19 protein-coding genes and 1 pseudogene are annotated in these 21,970 nt (G+C 63.4%); 8 read left to right on the top strand and 12 right to left on the bottom strand.

Features of this window, described 5'->3' with window-relative positions; translation table 11 throughout:
* Nucleotides 1-69: 69 nt before the first annotated feature.
* Nucleotides 70-648: a hypothetical protein gene (locus tag X727_RS152350; RefSeq protein ID WP_245274159.1), complete on the bottom strand. Its 579-nt coding sequence runs from the start codon at nucleotides 646-648 to the stop codon at nucleotides 70-72.
* A 57-nt stretch (nucleotides 649-705) separates the two neighbouring features.
* Between X727_RS152350 and X727_RS152355 the strand changes: the two genes are divergently transcribed.
* Nucleotides 706-1,527 (top strand): M15 family metallopeptidase, encoded by an 822-nt coding sequence (locus X727_RS152355; RefSeq protein ID WP_155923561.1) that lies wholly within the window; start codon nucleotides 706-708, stop codon nucleotides 1,525-1,527.
* Here X727_RS152355 and X727_RS152360 read toward each other — a convergent pair whose 3' ends face one another.
* The 5 genes from X727_RS152360 to X727_RS152380 form a co-directional block, all read right to left on the bottom strand.
* Nucleotides 1,528-2,298 (bottom strand): SDR family oxidoreductase, encoded by a 771-nt coding sequence (locus tag X727_RS152360; RefSeq protein ID WP_023834189.1) that lies wholly within the window; start codon nucleotides 2,296-2,298, stop codon nucleotides 1,528-1,530.
* Nucleotides 2,299-2,310: 12 nt separating this feature from the next.
* On the bottom strand, nucleotides 2,311-3,306 hold the full coding sequence (locus X727_RS152365) for an ABC transporter permease (protein WP_023706422.1): 996 nt from the start codon (nucleotides 3,304-3,306) through the stop codon (nucleotides 2,311-2,313).
* Nucleotides 3,307-3,466: 160 nt separating this feature from the next.
* Nucleotides 3,467-4,507: a sugar ABC transporter substrate-binding protein gene (locus X727_RS152370; protein WP_023684845.1), complete on the bottom strand. Its 1,041-nt coding sequence runs from the start codon at nucleotides 4,505-4,507 to the stop codon at nucleotides 3,467-3,469.
* A gap of 41 nt (nucleotides 4,508-4,548) precedes the next feature.
* Complete coding sequence (locus tag X727_RS152375; RefSeq protein WP_023669142.1) at nucleotides 4,549-5,313, bottom strand: ATP-binding cassette domain-containing protein; 765 nt, start codon at nucleotides 5,311-5,313, stop codon at nucleotides 4,549-4,551.
* Nucleotides 5,310-6,476 (bottom strand): ROK family transcriptional regulator, encoded by a 1,167-nt coding sequence (locus X727_RS152380; protein WP_023834188.1) that lies wholly within the window; start codon nucleotides 6,474-6,476, stop codon nucleotides 5,310-5,312. The genes X727_RS152375 and X727_RS152380 overlap by 4 nt, the downstream gene beginning before the upstream one ends.
* A 212-nt stretch (nucleotides 6,477-6,688) precedes the next feature.
* On the opposite strand from X727_RS152380, the gene X727_RS152385 reads away from it, so the two are divergent.
* The gene (locus X727_RS152385) at nucleotides 6,689-7,870 is read left to right on the top strand and encodes a M24 family metallopeptidase (RefSeq protein WP_023697546.1); all 1,182 of its coding nucleotides are present in this window, start codon (nucleotides 6,689-6,691) and stop codon (nucleotides 7,868-7,870) included.
* A 47-nt stretch (nucleotides 7,871-7,917) separates the two neighbouring features.
* Here the strand turns inward: X727_RS152385 and X727_RS152390 are convergent.
* The 3 genes and pseudogenes from X727_RS152390 to X727_RS152400 form a co-directional block, all read right to left on the bottom strand.
* Nucleotides 7,918-8,193, bottom strand: a pseudogene (locus X727_RS152390) (ABC transporter permease subunit); the annotation flags it as partial.
* 75 nt (nucleotides 8,194-8,268) lie between these two features.
* A complete protein-coding gene (locus X727_RS152395) occupies nucleotides 8,269-9,546 on the bottom strand; it encodes a M23 family metallopeptidase (RefSeq protein WP_023834187.1) in 1,278 nt (425 codons plus the stop codon).
* Nucleotides 9,547-9,709: 163 nt separating this feature from the next.
* Nucleotides 9,710-10,177 carry a peroxiredoxin gene (locus X727_RS152400; RefSeq protein WP_023834186.1) on the bottom strand — a complete coding sequence of 156 codons (468 nt, stop codon included), beginning with the start codon at nucleotides 10,175-10,177 and terminating at the stop codon, nucleotides 9,710-9,712.
* A 184-nt stretch (nucleotides 10,178-10,361) separates the two neighbouring features.
* Between X727_RS152400 and X727_RS152405 the strand changes: the two genes are divergently transcribed.
* Nucleotides 10,362-13,748, top strand: coding sequence for a DUF3971 domain-containing protein (locus tag X727_RS152405; RefSeq protein WP_023834185.1), 3,387 nt, complete (start codon nucleotides 10,362-10,364; stop codon nucleotides 13,746-13,748).
* Nucleotides 13,749-13,765: 17 nt separating this feature from the next.
* Here X727_RS152405 and tyrS read toward each other — a convergent pair whose 3' ends face one another.
* Nucleotides 13,766-15,019 (bottom strand): tyrosine--tRNA ligase, encoded by a 1,254-nt coding sequence (gene tyrS, locus X727_RS152410; RefSeq protein ID WP_023834184.1) that lies wholly within the window; start codon nucleotides 15,017-15,019, stop codon nucleotides 13,766-13,768.
* 254 nt (nucleotides 15,020-15,273) lie between these two features.
* Here tyrS and X727_RS152415 point away from each other — a divergent pair, with 254 nt between their 5' ends.
* The 4 genes from X727_RS152415 to X727_RS152430 are packed head-to-tail and all read left to right on the top strand — an operon-like array spanning nucleotide 15,274 to nucleotide 18,962.
* Nucleotides 15,274-16,008, top strand: a complete 735-nt coding sequence (locus X727_RS152415) for a glycosyltransferase family 2 protein (protein WP_023834183.1) — start codon at nucleotides 15,274-15,276, stop codon at nucleotides 16,006-16,008.
* Nucleotides 16,001-16,333 (top strand): lipid-A-disaccharide synthase N-terminal domain-containing protein, encoded by a 333-nt coding sequence (locus tag X727_RS152420; RefSeq protein WP_023669132.1) that lies wholly within the window; start codon nucleotides 16,001-16,003, stop codon nucleotides 16,331-16,333. Before X727_RS152415 ends, X727_RS152420 begins: the two co-directional genes overlap by 8 nt.
* Before the next feature lie 58 nt (nucleotides 16,334-16,391).
* A complete protein-coding gene (locus tag X727_RS152425; protein ID WP_023834182.1) occupies nucleotides 16,392-18,035 on the top strand; it encodes a glycosyltransferase family 39 protein in 1,644 nt (547 codons plus the stop codon).
* Nucleotides 18,036-18,065: 30 nt separating this feature from the next.
* Complete coding sequence (locus tag X727_RS152430; RefSeq protein WP_023734517.1) at nucleotides 18,066-18,962, top strand: phosphatase PAP2 family protein; 897 nt, start codon at nucleotides 18,066-18,068, stop codon at nucleotides 18,960-18,962.
* Nucleotides 18,963-19,000: 38 nt separating this feature from the next.
* Here X727_RS152430 and X727_RS152435 read toward each other — a convergent pair whose 3' ends face one another.
* Nucleotides 19,001-19,648, bottom strand: a complete 648-nt coding sequence (locus tag X727_RS152435) for an FMN-binding negative transcriptional regulator (RefSeq protein ID WP_023697554.1) — start codon at nucleotides 19,646-19,648, stop codon at nucleotides 19,001-19,003.
* A gap of 222 nt (nucleotides 19,649-19,870) precedes the next feature.
* Nucleotides 19,871-20,545 (bottom strand): alpha/beta hydrolase, encoded by a 675-nt coding sequence (locus X727_RS152440; RefSeq protein ID WP_023669128.1) that lies wholly within the window; start codon nucleotides 20,543-20,545, stop codon nucleotides 19,871-19,873.
* Nucleotides 20,546-20,800: 255 nt separating this feature from the next.
* Between X727_RS152440 and X727_RS152445 the strand changes: the two genes are divergently transcribed.
* The gene (locus tag X727_RS152445) at nucleotides 20,801-21,964 is read left to right on the top strand and encodes a cysteine desulfurase family protein (RefSeq protein ID WP_023745964.1); all 1,164 of its coding nucleotides are present in this window, start codon (nucleotides 20,801-20,803) and stop codon (nucleotides 21,962-21,964) included.
* Nucleotides 21,965-21,970: the final 6 nt, after the last annotated feature.

Raw genomic sequence — 21,970 nt, 5'->3', positions numbered from 1 at the left:
GGCCGACCATATCTCGAATGCCGGGCGCGGCCGCAATGAGCCGCACCCGCACTTCTTTCCCAGTGCAACCTATCGCTTGACGTAGCAGTTCTTCTTCACGCGGCGGATGGGATCCTCGCCAAAGGCGTCGACGCTGCATGTGACGCCGTTCCTGAATACGCCCTGGACGTACTGGCCACGCGCCCCGTATCTCACCAGTTTGCGGCCACGGAACTCGCAGAACCGCCCCTCCGAGGCGCAGGCCACCCATCTGCCGCCGCCCTGGCCGTAGTCGTCATCACCGTAATTGTCATCGTCGTTGTTGTCGCCAAAGTCGTCACCGCCGCCGCGCCTCACGATATAGCAAGCCTTGTCGCGGCCGGGCGCCGGGTCGCCAAAGACGCGATTCGTACACGGCACGGCACGACGATCGATGAAGCGCGAAGTGGTCTGCCCGCGCGCGCCGTAGACCACTTCCGAGGGGTAGGGCAGGCGGCAGATTTCGCCTTCGTCGGCGCATCGCTGCATCCGCTGGGCGGATGCGGTGGCTGGAAAAAGAATAGAGACGGACGAGGCCAGGCCGACCAGGCAGATGAATGTAAACGTCATCCGGATCAAAGCATTGAAGGTTTTTGACACGATTTGTCTCCCGTTCGATTCGACCAGCATGGTACAGCAGCCTTGTTAAATGCACGATGAACGAAAGCCCTCCGGGAAGGCAGGACAATGATGGATCATCCAGGGCGCCTGATGCTGCGGTTGCTGTTCGCATTGGCAATCGTCGGCACTGGACGCTTCGCCTATGCAGGGAATGCGGGCGACGGCGTCGACCAGCCGGCCGCCAAGGCTGCCTTGCTCAAGGCCTATCCCGGACTTTTCACCATCTCGGGCAATGTGCTGTCCTGGACCGACGGCACCACGATGATGTGGGACGACGGCAAGGCGCGCGACGCCGACGCGCTGCTTGAGAGCCCCGACATCGAAGACATGTTTCGCTACGTCTATCCCAGAGCAGCCGAGGGCGCGCTGGTCCCGGCGGAGGATTTCGATCCCGGCCGTATCCGCAATGAACCTTTCTTCGAGAAGCTCTACGGGGCAAGTGCCGCCGAGGTGGGCAAGCACATCGCCAACGTCAAATGGTTGCCGAAGCTCGGCAAGAAGACCGTGCAGGTCACCAGGATTTTCGGCATCAACGACCGGCTGGGCAAGGTCTCCGCTGCGCTTGAGGCGATGCCCGCGGAGCTGAGCCGTTACGGGCTCAAGCCCGGCGGCGGCTTTGTCTGGCGGCCGATCGCCGGCACCGACCGGTTGAGCGTTCACTCGTTCGGAGCGGCCTTCGATATCAATGTCGGCTTCTCCGACTATTGGTACAACAACAGGAACAAAACCAACCCGAAGGCCCACATTCCCTTCAAGAACCGGATTCCGCTGGAAATCGTGGAATTTTTCGAGAAAAACGGCTTCATCTGGGGCGGGCGCTGGTATCACTACGACACCATGCACTTCGAGTACCGGCCTGAGTTGCTGCTGTACAAGAAATCCGGCTGATCACGGCGGCAGCAGCCGGAAATCCTTGCCTTCGGGCAGCAACTGGCCGCCGTCGACGACGATGGTGGTGCCGGTGATGTAGCTGGCATCGTCGGAGGCGAGGAACAGGAAGGCGTTGGCGACGTCGCGCGGACTGCCGAGGCGTCCGAGCGGGATCGAATCCTCCATGTTCTTGATGTAGGCGGCGCCGCGATGCAGCTCGATCGCTTCGGTCAGGATGTTGCCGGGCTCGACGCCGTTGACGGTGATGCCGTAGCCCGAAAATTCCAGCGCCGCCGAGCGGATGAAGCCGTTGATGCCGGCCTTGCTGGCGGCATAGTGGCCGTGGCCGGGGCTGGTGACGTGCGGACCGGTGATCGACGAGGTGTAGAGCATGCGCCCGTAACCTTGCGCCTTCATCGGCGCCAGCGCCGCCAGCGTGGCGTTGAACGTGCCGCGCAGATTGACCGCCATCACCCGGTCCCAGTCGTCCGGGCTGGTGTTTTCGATCAGCTGCCAGGGATAGATGCCGGCATTCTGCACGACGATGTCGAGGCGGCCATGGCGGCTCAGCGCCAGCGCCACCGCAGCTTCTGCATCGGCCATTTGCGAGATGTCGGCGCGAATGAAATCCGCGCCGAGCTCGTCCGCGGTCGCCTGGCCGGCTTCGGCCTCGCTGTCGGCCAGGACCAGCCTTGCGCCTTCTTCGGCAAAGCGCTGGGCGATGCCCTTGCCGATGCCGCGCGCGCTGCCGACGATCAGCGCGACCTTGCTTTCGAGCCGTCCTGTCATGCCAGCCGTCTCCTATGCCAGTCTTTGGCGAATGGTTTGCTTGAAGGCGTCGAGCAGCACGGCGGCGAGCACCAAAAGGCCGTGGATCACCTGGGTGAAATTCGCCGGCAGGCCCATCAGATTGATCGCCGTGTTGATGGAGGAGAGCAGCAGCACGCCGGCATAGACCCCGGGCAAGGTGCCGACGCCGCCTTTCAGGCTGACGCCGCCGATGACGACGGCGGCAAAGGCGTTGAACAACAGCCCGGTCCCGAGATTGGCGGTGGCGCCCGAGGTGCGGATGGCGAGCAGCCAGCCGGCGAGGCCGGCGATGGCGCCAGCCAGCACGAAGGCGATGATCAGGTTGCGGTTGACGCGGATGCCGGCGCGGAAGGTCGCTGTCTCATTGCCGCCGATCATTACGAGGTGGCGGCCGAACGGCGTCTTGGCCATGAGCAGCGAGAACAGGACGAAACAGGCGACGGCGATCCAGGCGGTCAGCGGCAGGCCGGCCATTCGCTGGATGCCGAACCAGCGGATGGCCGGCGCCAGATCCTGTGCCGAGCGGCCGCCGGAAATCACCAGCACCAGGCCGCGCACCCAGATGTAGGACGCCAGCGTAATGATAAAGGCGCTCATCTTCACCTTGACCACGAGATAGCCGTTGAAGGCGCCGATGAGGCCGCCGACGGCCAGCGCAACCAGCAGCGAAACCGGAACCATCAGCCATTGCGGATTGAGCTGTATGCCCATGCCGATGCCCGATGAGCAGAACAGGATGCCGACCGCCATGGCGCTGAGTGCGGCCACCGATTCCACCGACAGGTCCATATGGCCGGCAATGATGACCAGCGACAGGCCGATCGACATCACGCCGAGAACGCTCGAGGCCTCGATGATGTTGGCGAAGATGCCGAGCTGGAAGTAGTTGGGGACGAAGACGGAAAAGACAACCAGCACAAAGATCAGCATGAACCAGACGAGGTTGTCGAGGACGAACTCCAGGGCTTTGCGGCTGCGCGGGTTCATGGGCTGATCCGGTTGGCGCCCCCGAGAAAATCAGGCTGAGAAATCAACTCGATTTCGTCGGGTTCAGGCGCGGGTTTAGGTTCGCCACGGTGTCCTGGGACGCGGCGTCGTGAATGGGCAGGCTCCGGGCCGCAATGGCCCGGAGCGCTTCGCTAGGCGACTATTCGACAGACTTGATCGTGTCCGTCGGCGGCTTCTGGTTGCCCCAGAAGGCCGGATTGTCGACGTTTTCCTTGGTGATGGCGGCGCCCGGGATCTTGATGTTGGGGCCCCAGCTCTCCTTGGTCACGGTCGACTTCAAGCCGAGCACGTCATACTCGCCAGGCTTGATTTCCTGCTTGCCGGCGATCTTGTCCATGAACATCGCCACGGCCGCGGCCTGCGCGTAGAGCGGCTGCTCGACTTCGACATTGAGCCAGCCCTTGCGGATCAGGTCGAGACCGACCGGAGCGCCGTTCGAGCTCATCAGCATGACGTCGCCCGGCTTCTTGCCGGCGGCCTCGAGCGAGGCGACGGCTGCGACCGACAGGTGCGCGGCATGGCTGAAGATCAGGTCGATGTCGGGGTTGGCGAGCATCTGGTCGGCAACGATCGTGCCGGCGTTGCTGGCTTCCCATTGCATGGCCGGCAGCGAGATGATCTTGACGTCAGGAAACGCCTTCAACTTCTCCTCGAAACCCTTCTGGATGTCGAGCGTGTAGGGATCGCCGGGATCGCCGAGCACCTGCAGGATCTTGCCCTTCACAGAACCGTTCTTGGCGGTCAGAAGCTTTTGCGCCTGCTCGGCGGCGACGTAGCCGATCTCGACCGTGCCCGCCACCGAGGTGAAATCGGACGGGGTCGAGGTGATCTGGCGGTCGAACTCGACCACCGGGATGCCGGCCGCACGCGCCGCTTCGATGGACGGCTTCAGCGCGTTGAAATCGACGGCGGCCAGGATGATCGCCGCCGGCTTCAGCGCAATGACGTCGTTCATCTGCGATTGCTGCGCGTCGGTCTTGTTGTCGGCGTTGAGTGTTTTCACCTCATAGCCGACCTGCTTGAGGAACAGCTCCAGCGCGCTCACCGAGCCGGTCTGGAATTCATCGAGCAGGGTCGGGACCATGTAATAGACGGTGCCCTTGGTCTGGGACATTGCCGGCGTGAGCGAGGCAAGAGCCAGTGCCAGGATACCGAAGACAAGAACCAGTATTCGCTTCATGTCGTTCGCTCCTCTTTTATACCGGACCCCTCTTTTGTCCCTCAACCTGCCGGTCCGGCACCGGCAAGCGTCTCACCGGTGATCATGTTGATCACCGCATCGGGACTTGTTTTGTTGCGTGCGACATCGCCGGCCACGACGCCTTGCCGGATCACCACGATCCGGTCGGCGACCTGGAAAGCCTGTTGCATGATGTGGGTGATGATGACGACGCCGATGCCCTGGTTGGCCACCTGGCGGATCATCTCGAGACCGCGCCTGGTCTGCTCGACGCCGAGTGCCGCGAACGGCTCGTCAAGCAGCACCAGCTTGCCGCCCCAGTGCACGAAGCGGTTGAGCTCGATGGCCTGGCGTTGGCCGCCCGAGAGATGCTCGACATTGGTGCGCAGCGACGGGATGCGGGTGCCGGCACTTGCCAGCGCCTTGCCGACCACGGCCTCCATGGCGCGCTCGTCGAGGATGGGGACACCGAGAACCTTGCGGGTGATTTCGCGGCCCATGAAGAAATTGGCGACGACGTCGACATTGGTGCAGAGCGACAGGTCCTGGTAGACGGTCTCGATGCCGGCAGCCTTGGCCTCGGCCGGCGTTTTCGCCAGGAATTCCTTGCCCTCGAACAGCATGCGGCCGGAGCTCGGCTCGAGGCCGCCGGCGATGATCTTGACCAGTGTCGACTTGCCGGCGCCGTTGTCGCCGAGCAGCGCCACGACTTCGCCCTTGCCGATCGAGAAGCTGATGCCCCTCAGCGCATGAATGGCGCCGTAATTCTTGGTGACGTTTTCGAGTACCAGCAGCGGTTCGGTCATGCCGCCACTCCCTTGCTGTGCATGAGGTCTGACCGGCGCTCGCGCTCGGCAATGAACATCTGGCCGAAGCGCGGCGACAGCACGCCCGAAACGGCCAATGCAGCAGCGCCCCGCAGCACCGAATGCTTGCCGCCGGTCGCCACGGTCACGCGCGGTGTCTTGCGGTCGCGCCGCGCCGAGACCGAATTGGGAAGCTGTCCCGCCGCGCCGACCAGCTTTTCCAGCAGCTCGGTGGGCGCAAGCCCGCCGAGGATGACGGTTTCGGGGTCGAACACATTCTCGATGGTGACGATGGCGTTGCGGAAGATCGGCGCGATCTCGGCCACCCAGGCGGCGTCGCTGACGTTGCGGCGGCGACGTGCTTCGAGCGAGAGATACCGTTCGAGGCAGCCGCTGTTGCCGCATGGACAAGGTTCGCCGCCGGGAACGGCAGGGATGTGTCCGATTTCGCCGGCATTGCCCCAGGCGCCGCGCATCACCGCGCCGTCATGGACGATGACGCCGCCGAGGCCGACGCCGAAATAGAGGTAGTAGTATTCGGAATAACCGGAGCCGAGACCGTAAAGCCGTTCGCCCATGGCCGCCGCCGCCATGTCGGTCTCGAAGAAGGCCGGCAGCCCGGTCGACGCCGCCAGCCGTTCCGGCAGCGCGACATCCTTCCAGCCGGCCATGGTCGTCGGGCCGACGAAGCTCATCGACTCCACGCCGAACGGTCCAGGCAGCGCCATGCCGATGCCGAGCACGCGTCCGCCGGGCCGCAGCGCGGTCAACTCGGGCACCATCGCGCCGATCAGCTCGAAGGCATGGTCGGGCGTCGCATGCGGCGCCTCGCGATGCATGCTCTCGATGACATCGCCGCTGAGATTGATGAGCGCCGCGTCGATCCCCAGCGGGGTGAGGTGGACGCCGACGGCATAGCCGCCCTCGGGGTTGATCCTGAGCGTCGCCGGCGGCAACCCGCGTCCGCGCGGCTCTTCGCGCAGCGACAGCACATAGCCATGCTCTTCGAGTTCGCGAACGATGGTCGATACGGTCTGGACGGTGAGGCCAACGCGGCCGGCAATGTCGCCGCGAGCTATCGGACCGTGAAGGCGGATGGACTCCAGCACGATGCGCCGGTTGTAAGGCCGCCCGAACTCCTGATTGGTTCCCCGCAGTGCCATGTCCCGCGCCCTTTAGGAAGGCTAAGACTTGCACAGGCAATTTATTCAGTCAAATGGAATTCAAAAATAATTCGGAATGGTTCCCAGACGCGGTGCAGGACCTGTCCCATGCGCCGCGCTGGCCGATTGCAGCCGGGCTGAAACCACCGCAATGGTGAATGACGTCAGGCGGGCGCGGGGCTCGCCCGACCAGTGATCCAGCAGGAAAACCGATGATCGAATTGCCTTTTGCGCGCGATGAGTACCAGCGGCGGCTCAAGAAGATCCGCGCCGAGATGGCGGCGCGTGGGCTGGAACTGCTGGTCGTCAACGATGTCGCCAACCAGCATTACATCACCGGCTATGACGGCTGGTCGTTCTACACGCCGCAGGTCGTGCTTGTCCCGATCGAAAACGAGGCCGAGCCGGTCTGGATCGGCCGCGCCATGGATGCGGCAGGCGGCTTGCTGACGGCCTGGATGAAGCCGGAGAATGTGGTCGGCTTCCCCGAGGACCACGTGCAGCGCGCCGATCGCCATCCGATGGACTGGATAGCGGCCTGCATCGTCGCCAAGGGCTGGGGCGCGAGACATATCGGCATCGAGCTCGAAGCCTATTATTTCTCGCCGAAGGCGCATGCCCGGCTGGTCGCTGGCCTGCCCAATGCGAAATGGCACGACGCCGATCTGCTGGTGAACTGGATCCGCGCCGTCAAATCCGCGCCCGAAATTGCTTATCTGCGCAAGGCGTCGACACTTGCCGAATCGGCGGTTTCGCGGGCCTTCGAAGTCATCGCGCCAGGCGTGCGCGAATGCGATGCGATTGCCGCGATCCAGGCGGCGCAGATTGCCGGCAGTCCAGACTTCGCCGGCGACATCACGGCACTGCCGCCGACCATCCTCGGCGGCGAGAATGCATCGGCTCCGCACATCATGTGGAGCGATCGGCGCTTCGGCAAGGACGAAACGATTGCGCTCGAACTTGCCGGTGTCTGCCGCCGCTATGCCGCAGGCCTCGCCCGAACGATGCAGCTCGGCAAGACGCCGGCCCGTGTCGCCGACACCGCAAAGGCGGTGATCGAAGGCATGGATGCGGTGCTCGACGCGGTCAGGCCGGGGACCACAGCCGAAGCGGTCGAGGCCGCATGGCGCAAGGTTATCCAGCGCTACGGGCTGAAGAAGGAATCGCGCATCGGCTACTCCATCGGCGTCGCTTATCCCCCGGATTGGGGCGAGCACACGATCAGCCTGCGGCCCGGCGACAAGACCGCGCTGCAACCCGGCAACGTCCTGCACTCCATTCTTGGCATGTGGATGGATGGCTGGGGCATCGAGATCAGCGAGACCATTCTGGTGACCGAGACCGGCCATGAGACGCTGACCAAATTCCCGCGAGACATCCATGTCAAATCCTGACCGGTCAGCCACGACGGACGCCACCGCGACCCGCCTGACGCATCTGCTCAATATTGGATCGTCCGGCGCTCGATCAGCACCACAAGACAAAACAGGACGATCGACAGGCCCGATGACAGCACGATCGCCGCGTAGAGGCGGTCCGACTGGTAGTTGAAGGACGCCTGGACGATCAGCGCGCCAAGTCCTTGGTCGGAGCCGATCCATTCGCCGACAATGGCGCCGATCACGGCGGTGGCCGAGGCAATCCTCAGCGATGAGAACAGCATCGGCAAAGCGCGCGGCAGCCGCAGGCTCCAGAACGTGACGCCGGAGCACGCGATGTCGGATTGCCAAACAACAGGATGGTACAACGGGTGAAGGAGGCGGGGGCGTGCAACCAGCCGCCTGGCTTGACCCTACAGATACTGCTCGACCTTCTTGCCGACGGTCAGGAAGCGCAGCGGGTCGATGGCCTCGCCATTGTGGCGGACTTCGTAGTGCAGGTGCGGGCCGGTCGAACGGCCGCTGCTGCCGGTTTTGCCAATGATGTCGCCGGCTGCGAGTTTTTGGCCGACGGCAACGTCGATCTCGCTCAGATGGCCGTAGCGCGTGGCAAAGCCGTTGCCGTGATCGACCTCGACCATGCGGCCATAGCCGCCGTTCCAGCCGGCCTTGGTAACGATTCCGGCCGCCGTGACCTTGGCTGCCATGCCGACCGGCGCGCGGAAATCCATGCCCGAGTGCAGGGCAGCGGTGCCGAGGATGGGGTCAGTGCGCACGCCGAACGGGCTGGTGACGGAGTGGCCCGGCGCCGGGTTGGCGAGCGGCAGCCGCCGCGCCTCTTTCTTCAACTGGTCGAGCGTATCCAGCGCCTCGTCCAGTTCCTTGACCTTGCTGTCGAACATCATCGAGCTGTCAAGCGGGATCAGCGGTCCGCCGACATCGCTTTCGTTTTTGCCGAAATCACTGTCGACCGGCAGACCGGCCGCTTCCAGCGCCTGGGTGATGGCATCGGCGTTCTTGTAGGCGTTGTCGGCCAGGGTTTCGATGCGGATGAGTTGCTGGCTTTCGATAGCCTTCAGTGAATCATTGATCGAGACGAACAATTTGTCGGCACGGTCCGCAGCCGTTTCGCTGGGCAGCGGGTCGGAGCGTGTCGACCACAGCGAGAATGGCCTGGTGTCGCCCGAACCGAGGCTGGCGACCGAATAGGCGAGTGGCTCGCCGCCAGTCAGTTCGGCATGCTCGTCGAGTTTTGCCGCCACATCCGCGGCGGCCGGCGTGCCGACCTCGTTTTCCGCCCGTTCGAGGATCGGGCCGAGGCGGCCATGGCGCTGGCTGAGCTGGCTCTGCCGCTCGATCAATTCGCTGACCTTGGTCTCCATCAGTTTCTGGTCGAGAAGCTGGCGGCTGGTGATGCGGTCGACCTGCGCGCGCAATGCGGAAATGCGATCTTCATAGGCCTGCTGCATGCGCGCCTGCCGGGCCGTGGTGGCGCCGATCAGATCGTCGCGCAGTACGAGATAGGAGGTCGCCAAGAGATAGCCGATGGCGATCGCCGCCAGTGCCGAGCCGAGAAAGGCGACGAGCCACGGCCGGATGGTGAAATGCCGTATTTCATTGCCCCGCGCAATGATGACCGTATGCGGCTCCTTGCGCCTGCCGAAGACCGCTGACTGACCGGTTAGGTTCACGGGACCAAGCTTTCGTTACGACACCAACGAAGCCCGATTACACATTATTAGGGTTAACAAAGTTTTGCCGTCGCGGGCGCGCTAGTGACCAACGGTGTCAGCCAACCGCATATTTGTCTTATGCCCCAATGCACTGCGCGGCGTTGGCCAGATCGGTGGCGCCTCAGAGCGCGCGGACCGCCTCCAGCACTGCTTCGGCATGGCCTTCCACCCGGACCTTGCGCCAGATCCCGGCGATCCGCCCGTCCTTGCCGATCAGGAACGTCGCCCGCTCGACGCCCATATAGTTGCGGCCATACATCGTCTTCTCGACCCACAGATTGTAGGCCTCGATCACCTTGCGCTCCTCGTCGGCAACCAAGTCGACGGTGAGATCGTATTTGGTTTTGAACTTGTCGTGCTTCTTCACGCTGTCCGGCGACAGGCCGACCACCACGGCGCCGGCCTTTCCGAACTCCGGCTTCAGCTGCGAAAAGCTGATCGCCTCATTGGTACAACTTGTGGTGTCGTCCTGCGGATAGAAATAAAGTACAACGGGCTTCCCCCGCATAGAGGCAAGGCTGAGTGAGCCGCCGCCGTCGCGCGGAAGATCGAATTGCGGCGCAACGTCGCCAACGTCGAGATCAGCCATATCGATGCCCTTGTTTGAGGTTACGCGGCCCTAAATCAAAGAGATAGAGCATGATGTCTGGACAAACGGAAACCGTTTGTCCGAGAAAACCGCCTCACACTTTTCCGCATCATGCTCTAGCCTGCGTCGTTATAGTGTCGGGCGGGGATTCGTCCACGATCGAATTCGCACAACGGAAAATTGCGTGGATCAGGAAGAACCGCAGCACGAGAAAATCCGGTTCAGGCGTGACGAGATCACCGACCTGGGGGCTTTCCCGTCCGCTTGCCGCGTGCCGCCGCTCGGCAAGGCACGGATCGGCCGCGGCTTTCGCATCCTTGCCCGGCTGTTTGCCGGCATTGGAGCCCTTGTGCTGCTGGCAGCGGCCGCCGTCTACGTCATCGGCGCCACCGGCATCGGCAACGAACGGCTGCGGTTGGAAGCCGAAACGGCGATCGAGAAACTGGCCGGTTTCGACGTCAAAGTCGCCGTTGGTCCTGCCAGCCTGACACTTGACGGATCGAGCTTCATTGCGCTGCAGGTCAAGGATGTCAGCGTCGAGACGGCCGACGGCAAGCCGATGGCCGATGCCGGGCGCGTCCGCTTCGGCATCCGGCTGATCCCGCTGCTTTCGGGCGAGGTTCGGCTGACCAGCGCCAGGATTTCCGACGCCCATATCGTCACCGCGGCAATGCCGTCGGGTGGTGACTGGACAGCGCGCCTGCGCAATCAAGACGGTCTCATCGATCCGGAAAAACTGGCCGCCGCCGTCTTCAGTGACGTCAATCGTGCACTCGATGCCGTGCGCGAGGATTCGATGCGCCGCATCGATCTTAGAAATGTCGCGTTCGAGCTGCCCGAGGCCGGATCGGTCAAGCTGGTCATGATCGCCAACGCGACGGTGCTGCAGTCGGGCCCCGGCAGCATGGAGTTCTCGTCCGAGGCGAATGTCGATGGCCGCGCGCTCACCGTCACGGCCACCGCCACCCGCGATACGAGCTCGATGCGCGTCACCGCCTTGAACGCCGCCATCGACATGGCGGATGTCGCGGAGACAACGCCGGCGGCCGGCGGGCGAACCGGCGCGATGGCTTTGAAGCTCACCGGATCCGAAGGCTCGGGCGAGACCGATTCGCGGCTGACGGGCTCGCTGTCGCTAACCGGCTCGGTGCTGGACCTCGGCACACGCGGGCTGTTGCCGGCCGATGTCGATGTCGACGCCGCCCTTGTCTCCGGCTCCAACAAGATCGATGTCGGCAGGCTGGTTCTAAAGACCGGGCGCTCGGCGTTCAATTTCGCCGGCTCGATCGGGCCAAAGCCGTCGACCGGCGCGGCCGGCGAGGAGCCTTCCTATCGTTACGACCTGACCAGCGACGGCTCGACGCTGGCGCCTTCGGAATCGCCCGAGCCGGCGCTGAATTTCTTCGCCCGCATCGCCGGCGTCTATCAGGTCAAGAGCCGCAAGCTTGTCGCCGACCAGATCGGCATCAGGTCGGGATCGGGGAGCGAAGTGCTGGGAACCGCTGCGGTTTCCTTCATCGACAACGGACCGCCGGGTATCTCGGTGTCGCTCAACGTCCACGACATGGCGGTCTCGCACGTCAAGCAATTGTGGCCCTGGTTCTCGGCCAAGAACGCGCGGCTGTGGGTGCTGCAGAACCTGTTTGGCGGCCGCGTCGTCGATGCCAGCCTGCAGTTCCAGGTCGTGCCGGGGCGTCTCGGCAACGGCGTGCCGCTTTCGGCCGACGAGGTGTTCGGCCGCTTCCAGGTCGAGGGCTCGCGTTTCGACACCGCCGGCCGCATCCCGCCGATACGCGATGCCGTCGGCGTCGTTTCCTTCCACGGCAACGATGTCGACGTCGCGCTGTCCTCGGGCAGCGTCTATATGCCGAGCGGCCGCACCGTGGCGGCAAGCAATGGCACACTGTCGGTAAAGGCGGCAAACCACCCGCCGGTGATCGGCGCGCTCGACATCGACGTCGCCGGTGAGGCGCCGGCCATCGCCGAACTTGCCTCCTACGAACCGATCAACGCCATGCGCCATGTCGGCATCTTGCCGGACGACCTGTCGGGCACGGTGACCGGCCACGTCAAGGCCGACATTCCGTTGCAATCCGGCGTCGAAACGTCGAAGCTCGATTGGCTGGTATCGCTCGACTACAAGGACCTGTCGCTCGCCAAGCCGTTCGAAGGCCAGATGGTGACCGATGCCGACGGCTCGATCGAAGTCGGGCCCGACAAGGCGGTGATCTCTGCCAAGGCGCGGCTGAACGGCATTCCAGCCGAGCTCGATCTGGTCGAGCCGCTCAGGGATGGCGGGCCGCCGCGCAGCCGCAAGGTGGCGCTTGTGCTCGACGAAAAGACGCGCGCCATGGCCATGCCTGGCCTGTCGCCGCTGATTTCCGGCACCATCAAGGTGGCAATCGACAAGAGCGGCGAAGGCGGCAGCCAGAACGTCGACGTCGACCTGACGAGCGCCAGGCTGGACATTCCCTGGGCAGGCTGGAGCAAGGGGCCGGGCATTCCCGCCAATGCCACTTTTACCATGAGCAAGTCCGGCGATACCACGACGCTGTCCGACTTCGACCTCGACGGAAAGAGCTTTTCGGTCGAAGGCGATGTCGTCCTGGTCAAGGGCGCGCTGTCTTCGGCCCGCTTCAGCAAGGTCGCCTTGAACCGGGGCGACGATGTCGCCGTGACGGTGAAGCGGTCGGGCAAGGGCTTCGCAGTCGATGTCAGCGGCAACGCGCTCGATGCCCGCTCGCTGATCAAGCAGTTCACCTCCGATGTCGATACCGCCACCAAAACCACCGGCACGGACGCGGTTTCGGTCAGCGCCGACGTCAATTCGCTAACCGGGTTCCATGACGAGGTCCTGTCCAATTTGAAGCTCGACTACAGTGCCGCCGGCTCCAAGGTGAACAGGCTCAAGGTCAGCGCCGCGGCAAGTTCCGGCGCCGCCATCACCATCAGCAATACGGCAGGCAATGGTGCTCGCGCGCTCACCATGAAGTCGGCCGACGCAGGCGCCATATTGCGCTTCCTCAACATCTACGAGCATATGGAAGGCGGATCGATCACGCTGGCGCTCAGCGGCGCAGCCGACGGCCCGATGCGTGGACAGGTCGATTCGAGCAACTTCTTCATCGTCAATGAACCGAAGCTCGCCTCGATCGTCTCGACCACGCCAACCGGCGACAGCCGCAGCCTGAACGAAGCGGTCAAGGGCAAGATCGACACTTCGCGGGTAAAGTTCGAGCGCGGCTTTACCGAGATCGACAAGGGGTCGGGCTATTTGAAATTGGCGAATGGCGTGCTGCGCGGCCCGCGCATCGGCACCACCTTCCAAGGCACGCTCTACGACCAGAACAACAATATGGACATGACCGGAACCTTCATGCCGGCCTATGGCCTCAACCGCATCTTTGGCGAACTGCCGCTGGTCGGCGCGCTGCTCGGCAATGGCCGCGACCGCGGGCTGATCGGCGTCACCTACCGGCTTAAGGGCAACGCCAACAAGCCGGTGCTGGACATCAACCCGCTATCGGTAATCGCGCCGGGCATTTTCCGCTCGATCTTCGAATATCGCTGAGGATCCCAGAAGACGGGTCAGACCGGCCGCACCAGAACGTGTTTTTTCTTGCCCACTGAAAGCTTTGCGACGTTTTCCGGACTCAAATCCTGAGGCGTCACCATCCGCCGGTCGTCCGCCACCGGCTGGTCGTTGAGGCGCACGGCGCCACCCTGTATGTGACGCCTTGCCTCGCCGTTTGACCCGGCAAGGCCCGCGCTGACCAGCAGCGACAGGATGCCGATGCCGGCTTCCAGCGCGGCGTCGTCCACTTCCACGGTCGGCAGCGTTTCGGCCGTCACGCCTTCCTCGAATGTCTTGCGCGCAGTTTCCTCGGCCGCGAGCGCCGCCTCGCGGCCGTGCACGATGGCCGTGGTTTCGGTGGCCAGCACCTTCTTGGCCTCGTTGATCTCCGAGCCGCCAAGGGCGGCCAGCCGCGCGATCTCCGACAGCGGCAGCCGGGTGAAGATCTTCAGGAAGCGCTCGACGTCGGCATCCTCGGTGTTGCGCCAGTACTGCCAGAAATCATAGGGCGAGAAGAGGTCGCCGTTCAGCCACACCGCGCCCTTGGCCGATTTGCCCATCTTGGCGCCCGACGATGTCGTCAGCAGCGGCGTGGTCAGCGCATAAAGCTGCGGCGTGCCCATGCGGTGGCCGAGATCGACGCCGTTGATGATGTTGCCCCACTGGTCCGAACCGCCCATCTGCAGCCGGCAGTCGTGGCGGCGGCTGAGCTCGACGAAATCATAGCCTTGCAGGATCATGTAGTTGAATTCGAGGAAGGACAGCGACTGTTCGCGCTCGAGCCGCAGCCTGACGCTGTCGAAGGTCAGCATCCGGTTGACCGAAAAGTGGCGGCCGACATCGCGCAGGAACTCGACATAGTTGAGCTTCATCAGCCAGTCGGCATTGTTGACCATGATGGCGTCATTGCCAGTGTCGCCGAAGCGCAGGATGCGGCCAAAAATTCGCTTGATGCCTTCGATGTTGGTGGCGATCGCCTCGGGCGTCAAAAGGCTGCGCTGGTCGTCACGGAAGGACGGGTCGCCGATCATCGAGGTGCCGCCGCCCATCAGTGCGATCGGCCGGTGGCCGGTCTCCTGCATCCAGTAGAGCATGGTCGCCGATATCAGATTGCCGATGTGCAGGCTGGTCGCCGTGGCGTCGTAGCCGACATAGGCGGTCACGGTTTCCTTCGCGAAAAGTTGATCCAGCCCGGTCTCATCCGAAATCTGGTGGATGAAGCCGCGCTCGCTCATGACGCGCAGGAAATCGGACTTGAAGGCGGGCATTGTTTCTTCCTGAAAGCGCCGGGTCCGAACGGCCCGGCATGGCCTGAACGCGGGCGTTTAGCATCCAAGCGCGTCAAGCAAAAGTGGTTTCCGATTTTGCGCCGGCATGGACAGCCTATTCTGCACTGCCGCGCATGCTTGCTTCATCCTGTCGGCTGGCGTAATGAGGCGCCGCGCCAACGGGTTCGATCCGCTGGAACGGCACCGCACGGCATCCACCGAATGCCATATCTTGTGACAGAGCCCGACGCGATATGCCGGACGCATTGATATCCATCGTCATTCCCTGCCGCAACGAGGCGGCGAACCTGCCGCTGCTGATCGACGAGATCGAGGCGGCGATGACCGGGCGCGACTTCGAAATCATCGTTGTCAATGACGGTTCGACTGACGACACCGCTTCGGTGCTTGCCGCTGAAGCCGCCACACGTCCGTTTCCGCTTCGGCAGCTTCGGCACGAAAAATCCGCCGGCCAGTCGCTTTCGGTGCGCTCGGGCGCCTGGGCGGCGCGCGGCTCGATAATCGCCACCATCGACGGCGACGGCCAGAACGACCCGCAATATATCCCCGTGCTGGTCGATGCGCTGCGTCGGGCAGGGCTCGATTTCGGCGCCGCGCAGGGGCAGCGGTTGAAGCGCCGCGACAGCAAGATCAAGCAATTGGCATCGCGTTTCGCCAACTGGCTGCGCGGCGCGATCCTGCATGACGACACCCGCGACACCGGTTGCGGCCTGAAGGCCATCCACACCGATATTTTGCGCAAACTGCCGTTTTTCGACGGCACGCATCGTTTCGTTCCGGCGCTGGTCATCCAGGAAGGCTACCGCGTCGTCCATTGCGACGTCGTCGACCGCTCCCGCCGCCACGGCAAGTCGAATTACGGCATCTTCGATCGCGGCCTGCAGGGCGCGCTCGATCTCGCCGGCGTCTGGTGGCTTCGGCGCCGGCGCCGCAGAATGCCAAAGGTAGAGGAAATCACGCATGGCTAACGTGTTTCAGGAATTGGCGACCTGGCTGCACCAGGTTTTCGTCAAGCAGTTCGACGCTTGGGTTCTGCTCGGCTTCGTTGCCCAGTTCTTCTTCACCATGCGCTTCCTGGTGCAGTGGATCGCTTCGGAAAAGGCCAAGCGCAGCGTCGTGCCGATCGCTTTCTGGTTCTTCTCGCTGTTCGGCGGCGGGCTGCTGCTGGTCTACGCCATCCAGCGTGAGGATCCGGTGTTCATCGCCGGCCAGGCCATGGGCATGGTGATCTATGTCAGAAATTTATGGCTCATCGCCAATGAGCGCAAGGCGGCGATGACCAAGGTCGACTGAGCCACCAGTCCCGCCAAATCCAGTCTGTCCGGTGTTGACCAGTCTGTCCGGTGTCGAAATGAGCAGGAACTACATCTTTCTCTTCCTGTTCAGCCTGGTGATGACGGCGTCGGGACTGGCCTCTTTGCCGCCGCTCGACCGCGACGAGCCGCGCTTCGTCCAGGCGACCAAGCAGATGACGGAGACCGGCGACTATGTCGACATCCGCTTCCAGGACGCGTCGCGCTACCAAAAGCCGATCGGCATCTACTGGCTGCAATCGGCGGCGGTGACGCTGAGCGGCGAGGGGGCACAGGCGCCGATCTGGATTTACCGGCTGATCTCGGCGCTGGGCATCGCCATCGCCGTCGTCGCAATCGCCTGGACCGGGGCCAATCTGTTCGGCGCCAATGCCGGTCTTGCCGCCGGCCTGGTCATGGCGGCGATTTTCGCCACCGCCTTCGAAGGCCGCGACGCCAAGACCGACGCGATGCTGCTTGCCTGCTGCGTTCTGGCGCAAGGCGCGCTGGCGCAGATTTATCTGGCATCGCGCCGCAACGAGCCGGTCGCCGGCCATCTGCCGTGGATTTTCTGGGCTGCGCAGGGCGCGGCGATCCTCATCAAGGGGCCGATTGCACCGCTGCTGTCGGCGCTGACGGTGCTCACGCTGGTTGCCTTCGAGCGCGACTGGCGCTGGCTGGCGAGGCTGAAAGCCGGGCGTGGGCTGATTCTGGTGCTGTTGATCGTGCTGCCCTGGCTCGCCCTCATCACCTGGAAGAGCAACGGCGCCTTCCTGCAGCAGGCCGTCGGCAAGGATATGCTCGGCAAGGTCGCGCAAGGCGAGGAGTCGCACGGCGTTCCGCCGGGCTTCTACGTGCTGACCTATTGCCTGTTCATGTGGCCGTTCGGCCTTATGGCGCTCGGCGCCGGACTGCAGGCGCTCAACCGATTGCGCGACGATCCGCGCCTGCGTTTCTGCATCGCCTGGTACGTTCCGTTCTGGCTCGTCTTCGAATTGATCCCGACGAAACTGCCGCATTATGTGCTGCCGGCCTATCCCGGCATGGCCCTGCTCATCGGCTGGCTCTTGACGCTGACACCGCAAGAGGCAAATGCGCCGCTCAGGCGCTGGCAGACATGGCTGTGGTGGGCGACCGCATTCGGCACCGTTCTGGTGACAGTCGGTCTCGCCGTGCTTTGCGTCGGTGCGCCGATCTATCTCATGAAGACATTTTCATGGTGGAGCGTTCCGGCCGCCGCGGCAGCATTGGGCGCCGGCTACCTCGCTGTTTCGCGCCAGATGCTGGTGCCGCTGGTCCGCATCGGCGGGGCTGCGGTTTGCGCCGGTATAACCTACGCCCTGCTGTTCGGTGTCATCGTGCCGTCACTGAAACCGATTTGGATGAGCCGGGAAATCGAGGCTGCGGTTCGCGCCGATCGTCCCTGTGAGATGAGCGTGCTCGCCTCCGCGCAATATCACGAACCGAGCCTGGTATTTCTGGTGGGCACAAAGACGGTACTGACCGATGTCGATGGGGTTGCGCAACATCTGCTTGGCGATCCGGCCTGCGCTTTGGGCCTGGCGCCGGTCGGCGATGAAAAACGGCTGGATGACCTGCTGGCAGGGCAAGGCAAGAAGGCCAGCCGCGTCGCTGAAATCGACGGCATCAACTATTCGTCAGGTGATAAATTGTCGCTCGGCCTGTACCGTGTGGCGAACTGATATCTCTTCGATGATCGCTTCGAGCTCCGCATGTTGACGAAGTCGCCATCACCGGCGCGTGCCGCTATGCCTGCCATGCTCCGGCAGTCTGTCGATAATTTCCGCGATACTTTCGGGATTGTACGGCATCGCCTGGCGACGCGCCCGGCGCGCTACCCGAAAATCCTGTGGTCGGTCTGGGTCGTGGCCTGGCTTTTACTGACGGTCGCGGTGTCGCTCCGTTTCGACCATCTTGCGGGCACCATGGCGAGGCAGTGGGCTTTAGGCTCGACCAATGTCTTCCGCATCGCCGAGTTTTTTACCTTCTTCGGCCTAGGCGGCTGGTATCTTGTCCCGTCGGTACTGGTGCTGATTGCCGCGAATCTGACGGATTGGCGCAGCCTTTCCCGGCGCGCGCGGATGACCTTCTACAACTGGACCTGCTTTGCTTTCATGGTGCTGGGTTCGATCGCACTCTCGGCCATGGTCGTCAACGTGCTGAAATATGGCGTGGGCAGAGCCAGGCCGATGAATTTCGACAAGCTCGGCGATCTGTCGCTGCATCCTTTTTCCTTGGAGGCGCGCTTTGCCAGCTTCCCGTCCGGCCATGCCACGACCATGGGCGTCATTTTCGGCATTGCACTGCTGTTGTTGCCCCAGCGCAGATGGGTGCTGCTGGCTGCAACCTTGTCGGTCGCATCGACCCGGATCTTTATCGGCGCGCACTATCCGAGCGACACTGTCGCCGGCTTCGGCCTTGGCTGTGCTGTTGCCATCGTTTGCGCGATGGTGCTTGGCCGGCTGGGATGTATCTTCCGCTACACGGCGTCGGGGTTGCCGGTGGCAAAAACTACGTTCCGCCTATTCCGTCGGGCTCGCAAACCAAACCAAAACGATGCGCCGAGACAGACGAATTTCCGCATTGGAGCAGCGCCGGCAAGCAACTGAATTGCTGACGCCTTTGGAACCATCTAAGACCACCCCAGCTAGCTGTCGATGCCACCCCAGCTCCGCACCAGCCGAGCCATGTCAGGCGCGCCGGCGGCTTCCTTCTCCAGCCCTTCGGCGACACCGACGCGGTCGGCGACGGGCCGGTTCTGGCTGACTTTCCACTTGCCGCTGATTTCGGCGATCTCGATCTCAAGCCCGATGATGCCCTTGATCTGCGACTGGATGAAGGTCGGCGGCGCATCGGTCACCGCCCAGGGTGCCTCGCGGGCGCCTTCCTGTGACAGCGTCAGCTCGGTGATCTGCTGTGCGATCCAGGCGGAATCCTCGATCACTCTGACCGTTCCTCGCACCTGGACAATGGCGTAGTTCCAGGTCGGCACGACCTTGCCGGTCTCGCGCTTGGTCTCGTACCAGGACGGCGTCACGTAGGCGTCGGCGCCCTGGAAGACGACCAGCACCGGCGATGTCGGATTGTCGGCCAGCTGACGCCATTGCGGGTTGGCCCTGGCCAGATGGGCGCGCAGCCGGCCATTCGGCCCAACCTCGGCATCAAGCAGGAAGGGAATGGCATTGGCGACCGGGCCATCGGCGCCGTTGGAGATCAGCAACCCCAGCGGATGCGTCCGGATCAGCCCGTGCAGGACGTCCGGCCGCGTTTCCTGGAAATGGGGAGGCTGGTACATGATCGGNCATGATCGGTCATGCCTTCTTGCGCTGGCTGAACCGGCATTGTGCACCGTTCAGCCGAGCCGCGCCACATGTCAGGCTGGCTTCACCGTTTGGATCAGCCGAAATGGCATTGTCGCGCCCATGATGGGCACGACTGTGACGGCATCGGACCGGGAGTTTTTGTTTTGACGCAATTCCGGACGGAAAACCCGTTTACACTTTTCCTGGAATTGCTCTTAGCGCAGCCGCTTCGGCCGCGGATCGGACAATTCGCCGGCCAGCCGTCGGTCGAGATAGTCGGCGCATTCCTCGAGCAGCAGATCGGCGTCGTTGGCGAAGAAGTGGTTGGCGCCTGGCAAGGTCTTCTGCGTGATGGTGATGCCCTTTTGCGTGTGCAGCTTGTCGACCAGGCCCTGCACATCCTTGGGCGGCGCCACCTTGTCGGCATCGCCATGGATGATCAGACCCGATGACGGGCAGGGCGCCAGGAACGAGAAATCATAGGTGTTGGGCTGCGGCGCGATCGAGATGAAGCCCTCGATCTCGGGCCGGCGCATCAGAAGCTGCATGCCGATCCAGGAGCCGAAGGAATAACCGGCCACCCAGCAGCTCTTGGAATCCGGATGCAGCGACTGCACCCAGTCGAGCGCTGCGGCGGCATCCGACAATTCGCCGGTGCCGTGGTCGAATTCGCCCTGGCTGCGGCCGATGCCGCGGAAGTTGAAGCGAAGCGTGGTGAAATCGCGCTTCTGGAACATGTAGAAGAGGTCATAGACGATCTTGTTGTTCATCGTGCCGCCGAATTGCGGATGCGGATGCAACACGATGGCAATCGGCGCGCTCTTCTCCTTGGAAGGCTGGTAGCGGCCCTCCAGGCGGCCGGCCGGACCGGTGAAAATGACCTCAGGCATGAAATACTCCAAATGGCATACGAATGCGCGGCGCCCGGAACAATTCTTACTCCAGCCCCAGCCCTTCCGGGCCTTGACGCAGGGCAAGCGTCTTCTTAGAAGCTAGTTTAGAATTGTTCAAAACTGGATAGCCAGCCGTGACGGCCCGGCCATCCTCGCCGCAAGCCGCGTAAATAGGACGTCTTGCCTTGCAATTTCAAGGAAATAACGCGCTATCCTTGCGGAAAGGGTCTTGACGGGATCGATTGGGTGAAAATGGCCGCAGCACGCGCCTATCTCGACTACAATGCCAGCGCGCCGCTCATTACCGAGGCGCGCGAGGCGATGATTGCCGCGCTCGATCTCGTCGCCAATCCGTCGTCGGTGCATGCCGAGGGGCGCGCGGCGCGGCGCCTGATCGACACTGCCCGGCGCGATGTGGCAGCACTTGTCGGCGCCAAGGCCGAGCATGTTGTCTTCACCTCGGGCGCGACGGAAGCCGCATCAACGCTGCTGACGCCGGATTGGCGGATGGGCCGTGTCACGGTGCGCATGAGCCGGCTCTATGTCTGCGAGGCCGACCACCCTTGCCTGTTGAACGGCGGCCGCTTCCCGGCAACACAGGTTTCGCGGATCGGCGTCGACGCCGATGGCATTGCCGACCTCGCTCAGCTGACAGCCGCTCTGGCCGCGCATGACAAGGCCGAAGGCCTGCCGTTGGTCGCGATCCATGCCGCCAACAACGAGACCGGCGTCATCCAGCCGATCGAGGCAATCGCTGCAATCGTCAAGGCGGCGGGCGGCATTCTGGTGGTCGACGCGGTGCAGGCTGCGGGCCGCGTTCCCATCGACATGTCAGCGGCTTACGCCGACTATTTGATTCTGTCTTCGCACAAGATCGGCGGCCCCAAGGGCGTCGGTGCCATCGTTGCGGCAGCCGATCTGATGATGCCGAAGCCGCTGATCAATGGCGGCGGCCAGGAAAGGGGCCATCGCGGCGGCACCGAAAACTTGGCGGCCATCGCCGGCTTTGGCGCTGCGGCGCGGCAGGCTTTGGCCGGACTGAACCATGTCGATACGCTTGCGCACCGCCGCGACGAAGTCGAAACCATCATCAAAACACTGGTGCCGGACGCAGAAATCTTCGGATCCGGCGCGCCAAGGCTTGCCAACACGACATTCTTCGCTATTCCCGGCGTGAAGGCCGAGACGGCGCAGATCGCGTTCGATCTGGCCGGCGTTGCGCTGTCGGCGGGATCGGCCTGTTCGTCGGGCAAGGTCGGGCCGAGCCATGTGCTGAAAGCCATGGGTTACGGCGACAGCCTGGGCGCTTTGCGCGTGTCCATCGGCCACGCAACGAGTGCCGGGGATATCGAACTGTTCCGTGCTGCGCTGGCCGGTATTGCCCAGCGCCGGGCGGGCAGGGAACAAGCCGCCTGAGGCGGC

Source organism: Mesorhizobium sp. L103C105A0, assembly GCF_000502215.1.
GTDB lineage: Bacteria > Pseudomonadota > Alphaproteobacteria > Rhizobiales > Rhizobiaceae > Mesorhizobium.
The sequence above is the reverse complement of the archived record's forward strand: the minus strand, read 5'-3'. Positions and strand labels throughout refer to the sequence as shown.

Excerpts from the sequence above, each read along its gene's own strand:
- X727_RS152350 (WP_245274159.1), bottom strand. The coding sequence starts at position 648 with ATGCTGGTCGAATCGAACGGGAGACAAATCGTGTCAAAAACCTTCAAT.
- X727_RS152355 (WP_155923561.1), top strand. The coding sequence starts at position 706 with ATGATGGATCATCCAGGGCGCCTGATGCTGCGGTTGCTGTTCGCATTG.
- X727_RS152360 (WP_023834189.1), bottom strand. The coding sequence starts at position 2,298 with ATGACAGGACGGCTCGAAAGCAAGGTCGCGCTGATCGTCGGCAGCGCG.
- X727_RS152365 (WP_023706422.1), bottom strand. The coding sequence starts at position 3,306 with ATGAACCCGCGCAGCCGCAAAGCCCTGGAGTTCGTCCTCGACAACCTC.
- X727_RS152370 (WP_023684845.1), bottom strand. The coding sequence starts at position 4,507 with ATGAAGCGAATACTGGTTCTTGTCTTCGGTATCCTGGCACTGGCTCTT.
- X727_RS152375 (WP_023669142.1), bottom strand. The coding sequence starts at position 5,313 with ATGACCGAACCGCTGCTGGTACTCGAAAACGTCACCAAGAATTACGGC.
- X727_RS152380 (WP_023834188.1), bottom strand. The coding sequence starts at position 6,476 with ATGGCACTGCGGGGAACCAATCAGGAGTTCGGGCGGCCTTACAACCGG.
- X727_RS152385 (WP_023697546.1), top strand. The coding sequence starts at position 6,689 with ATGATCGAATTGCCTTTTGCGCGCGATGAGTACCAGCGGCGGCTCAAG.
- X727_RS152400 (WP_023834186.1), bottom strand. The coding sequence starts at position 10,177 with ATGGCTGATCTCGACGTTGGCGACGTTGCGCCGCAATTCGATCTTCCG.
- tyrS (WP_023834184.1), bottom strand. The coding sequence starts at position 15,019 with ATGCCCGCCTTCAAGTCCGATTTCCTGCGCGTCATGAGCGAGCGCGGC.
- X727_RS152415 (WP_023834183.1), top strand. The coding sequence starts at position 15,274 with ATGCCGGACGCATTGATATCCATCGTCATTCCCTGCCGCAACGAGGCG.
- X727_RS152420 (WP_023669132.1), top strand. The coding sequence starts at position 16,001 with ATGGCTAACGTGTTTCAGGAATTGGCGACCTGGCTGCACCAGGTTTTC.
- X727_RS152425 (WP_023834182.1), top strand. The coding sequence starts at position 16,392 with ATGAGCAGGAACTACATCTTTCTCTTCCTGTTCAGCCTGGTGATGACG.
- X727_RS152430 (WP_023734517.1), top strand. The coding sequence starts at position 18,066 with ATGTTGACGAAGTCGCCATCACCGGCGCGTGCCGCTATGCCTGCCATG.
- X727_RS152435 (WP_023697554.1), bottom strand. The coding sequence starts at position 19,648 with ATGTACCAGCCTCCCCATTTCCAGGAAACGCGGCCGGACGTCCTGCAC.
- X727_RS152440 (WP_023669128.1), bottom strand. The coding sequence starts at position 20,545 with ATGCCTGAGGTCATTTTCACCGGTCCGGCCGGCCGCCTGGAGGGCCGC.
- X727_RS152445 (WP_023745964.1), top strand. The coding sequence starts at position 20,801 with ATGGCCGCAGCACGCGCCTATCTCGACTACAATGCCAGCGCGCCGCTC.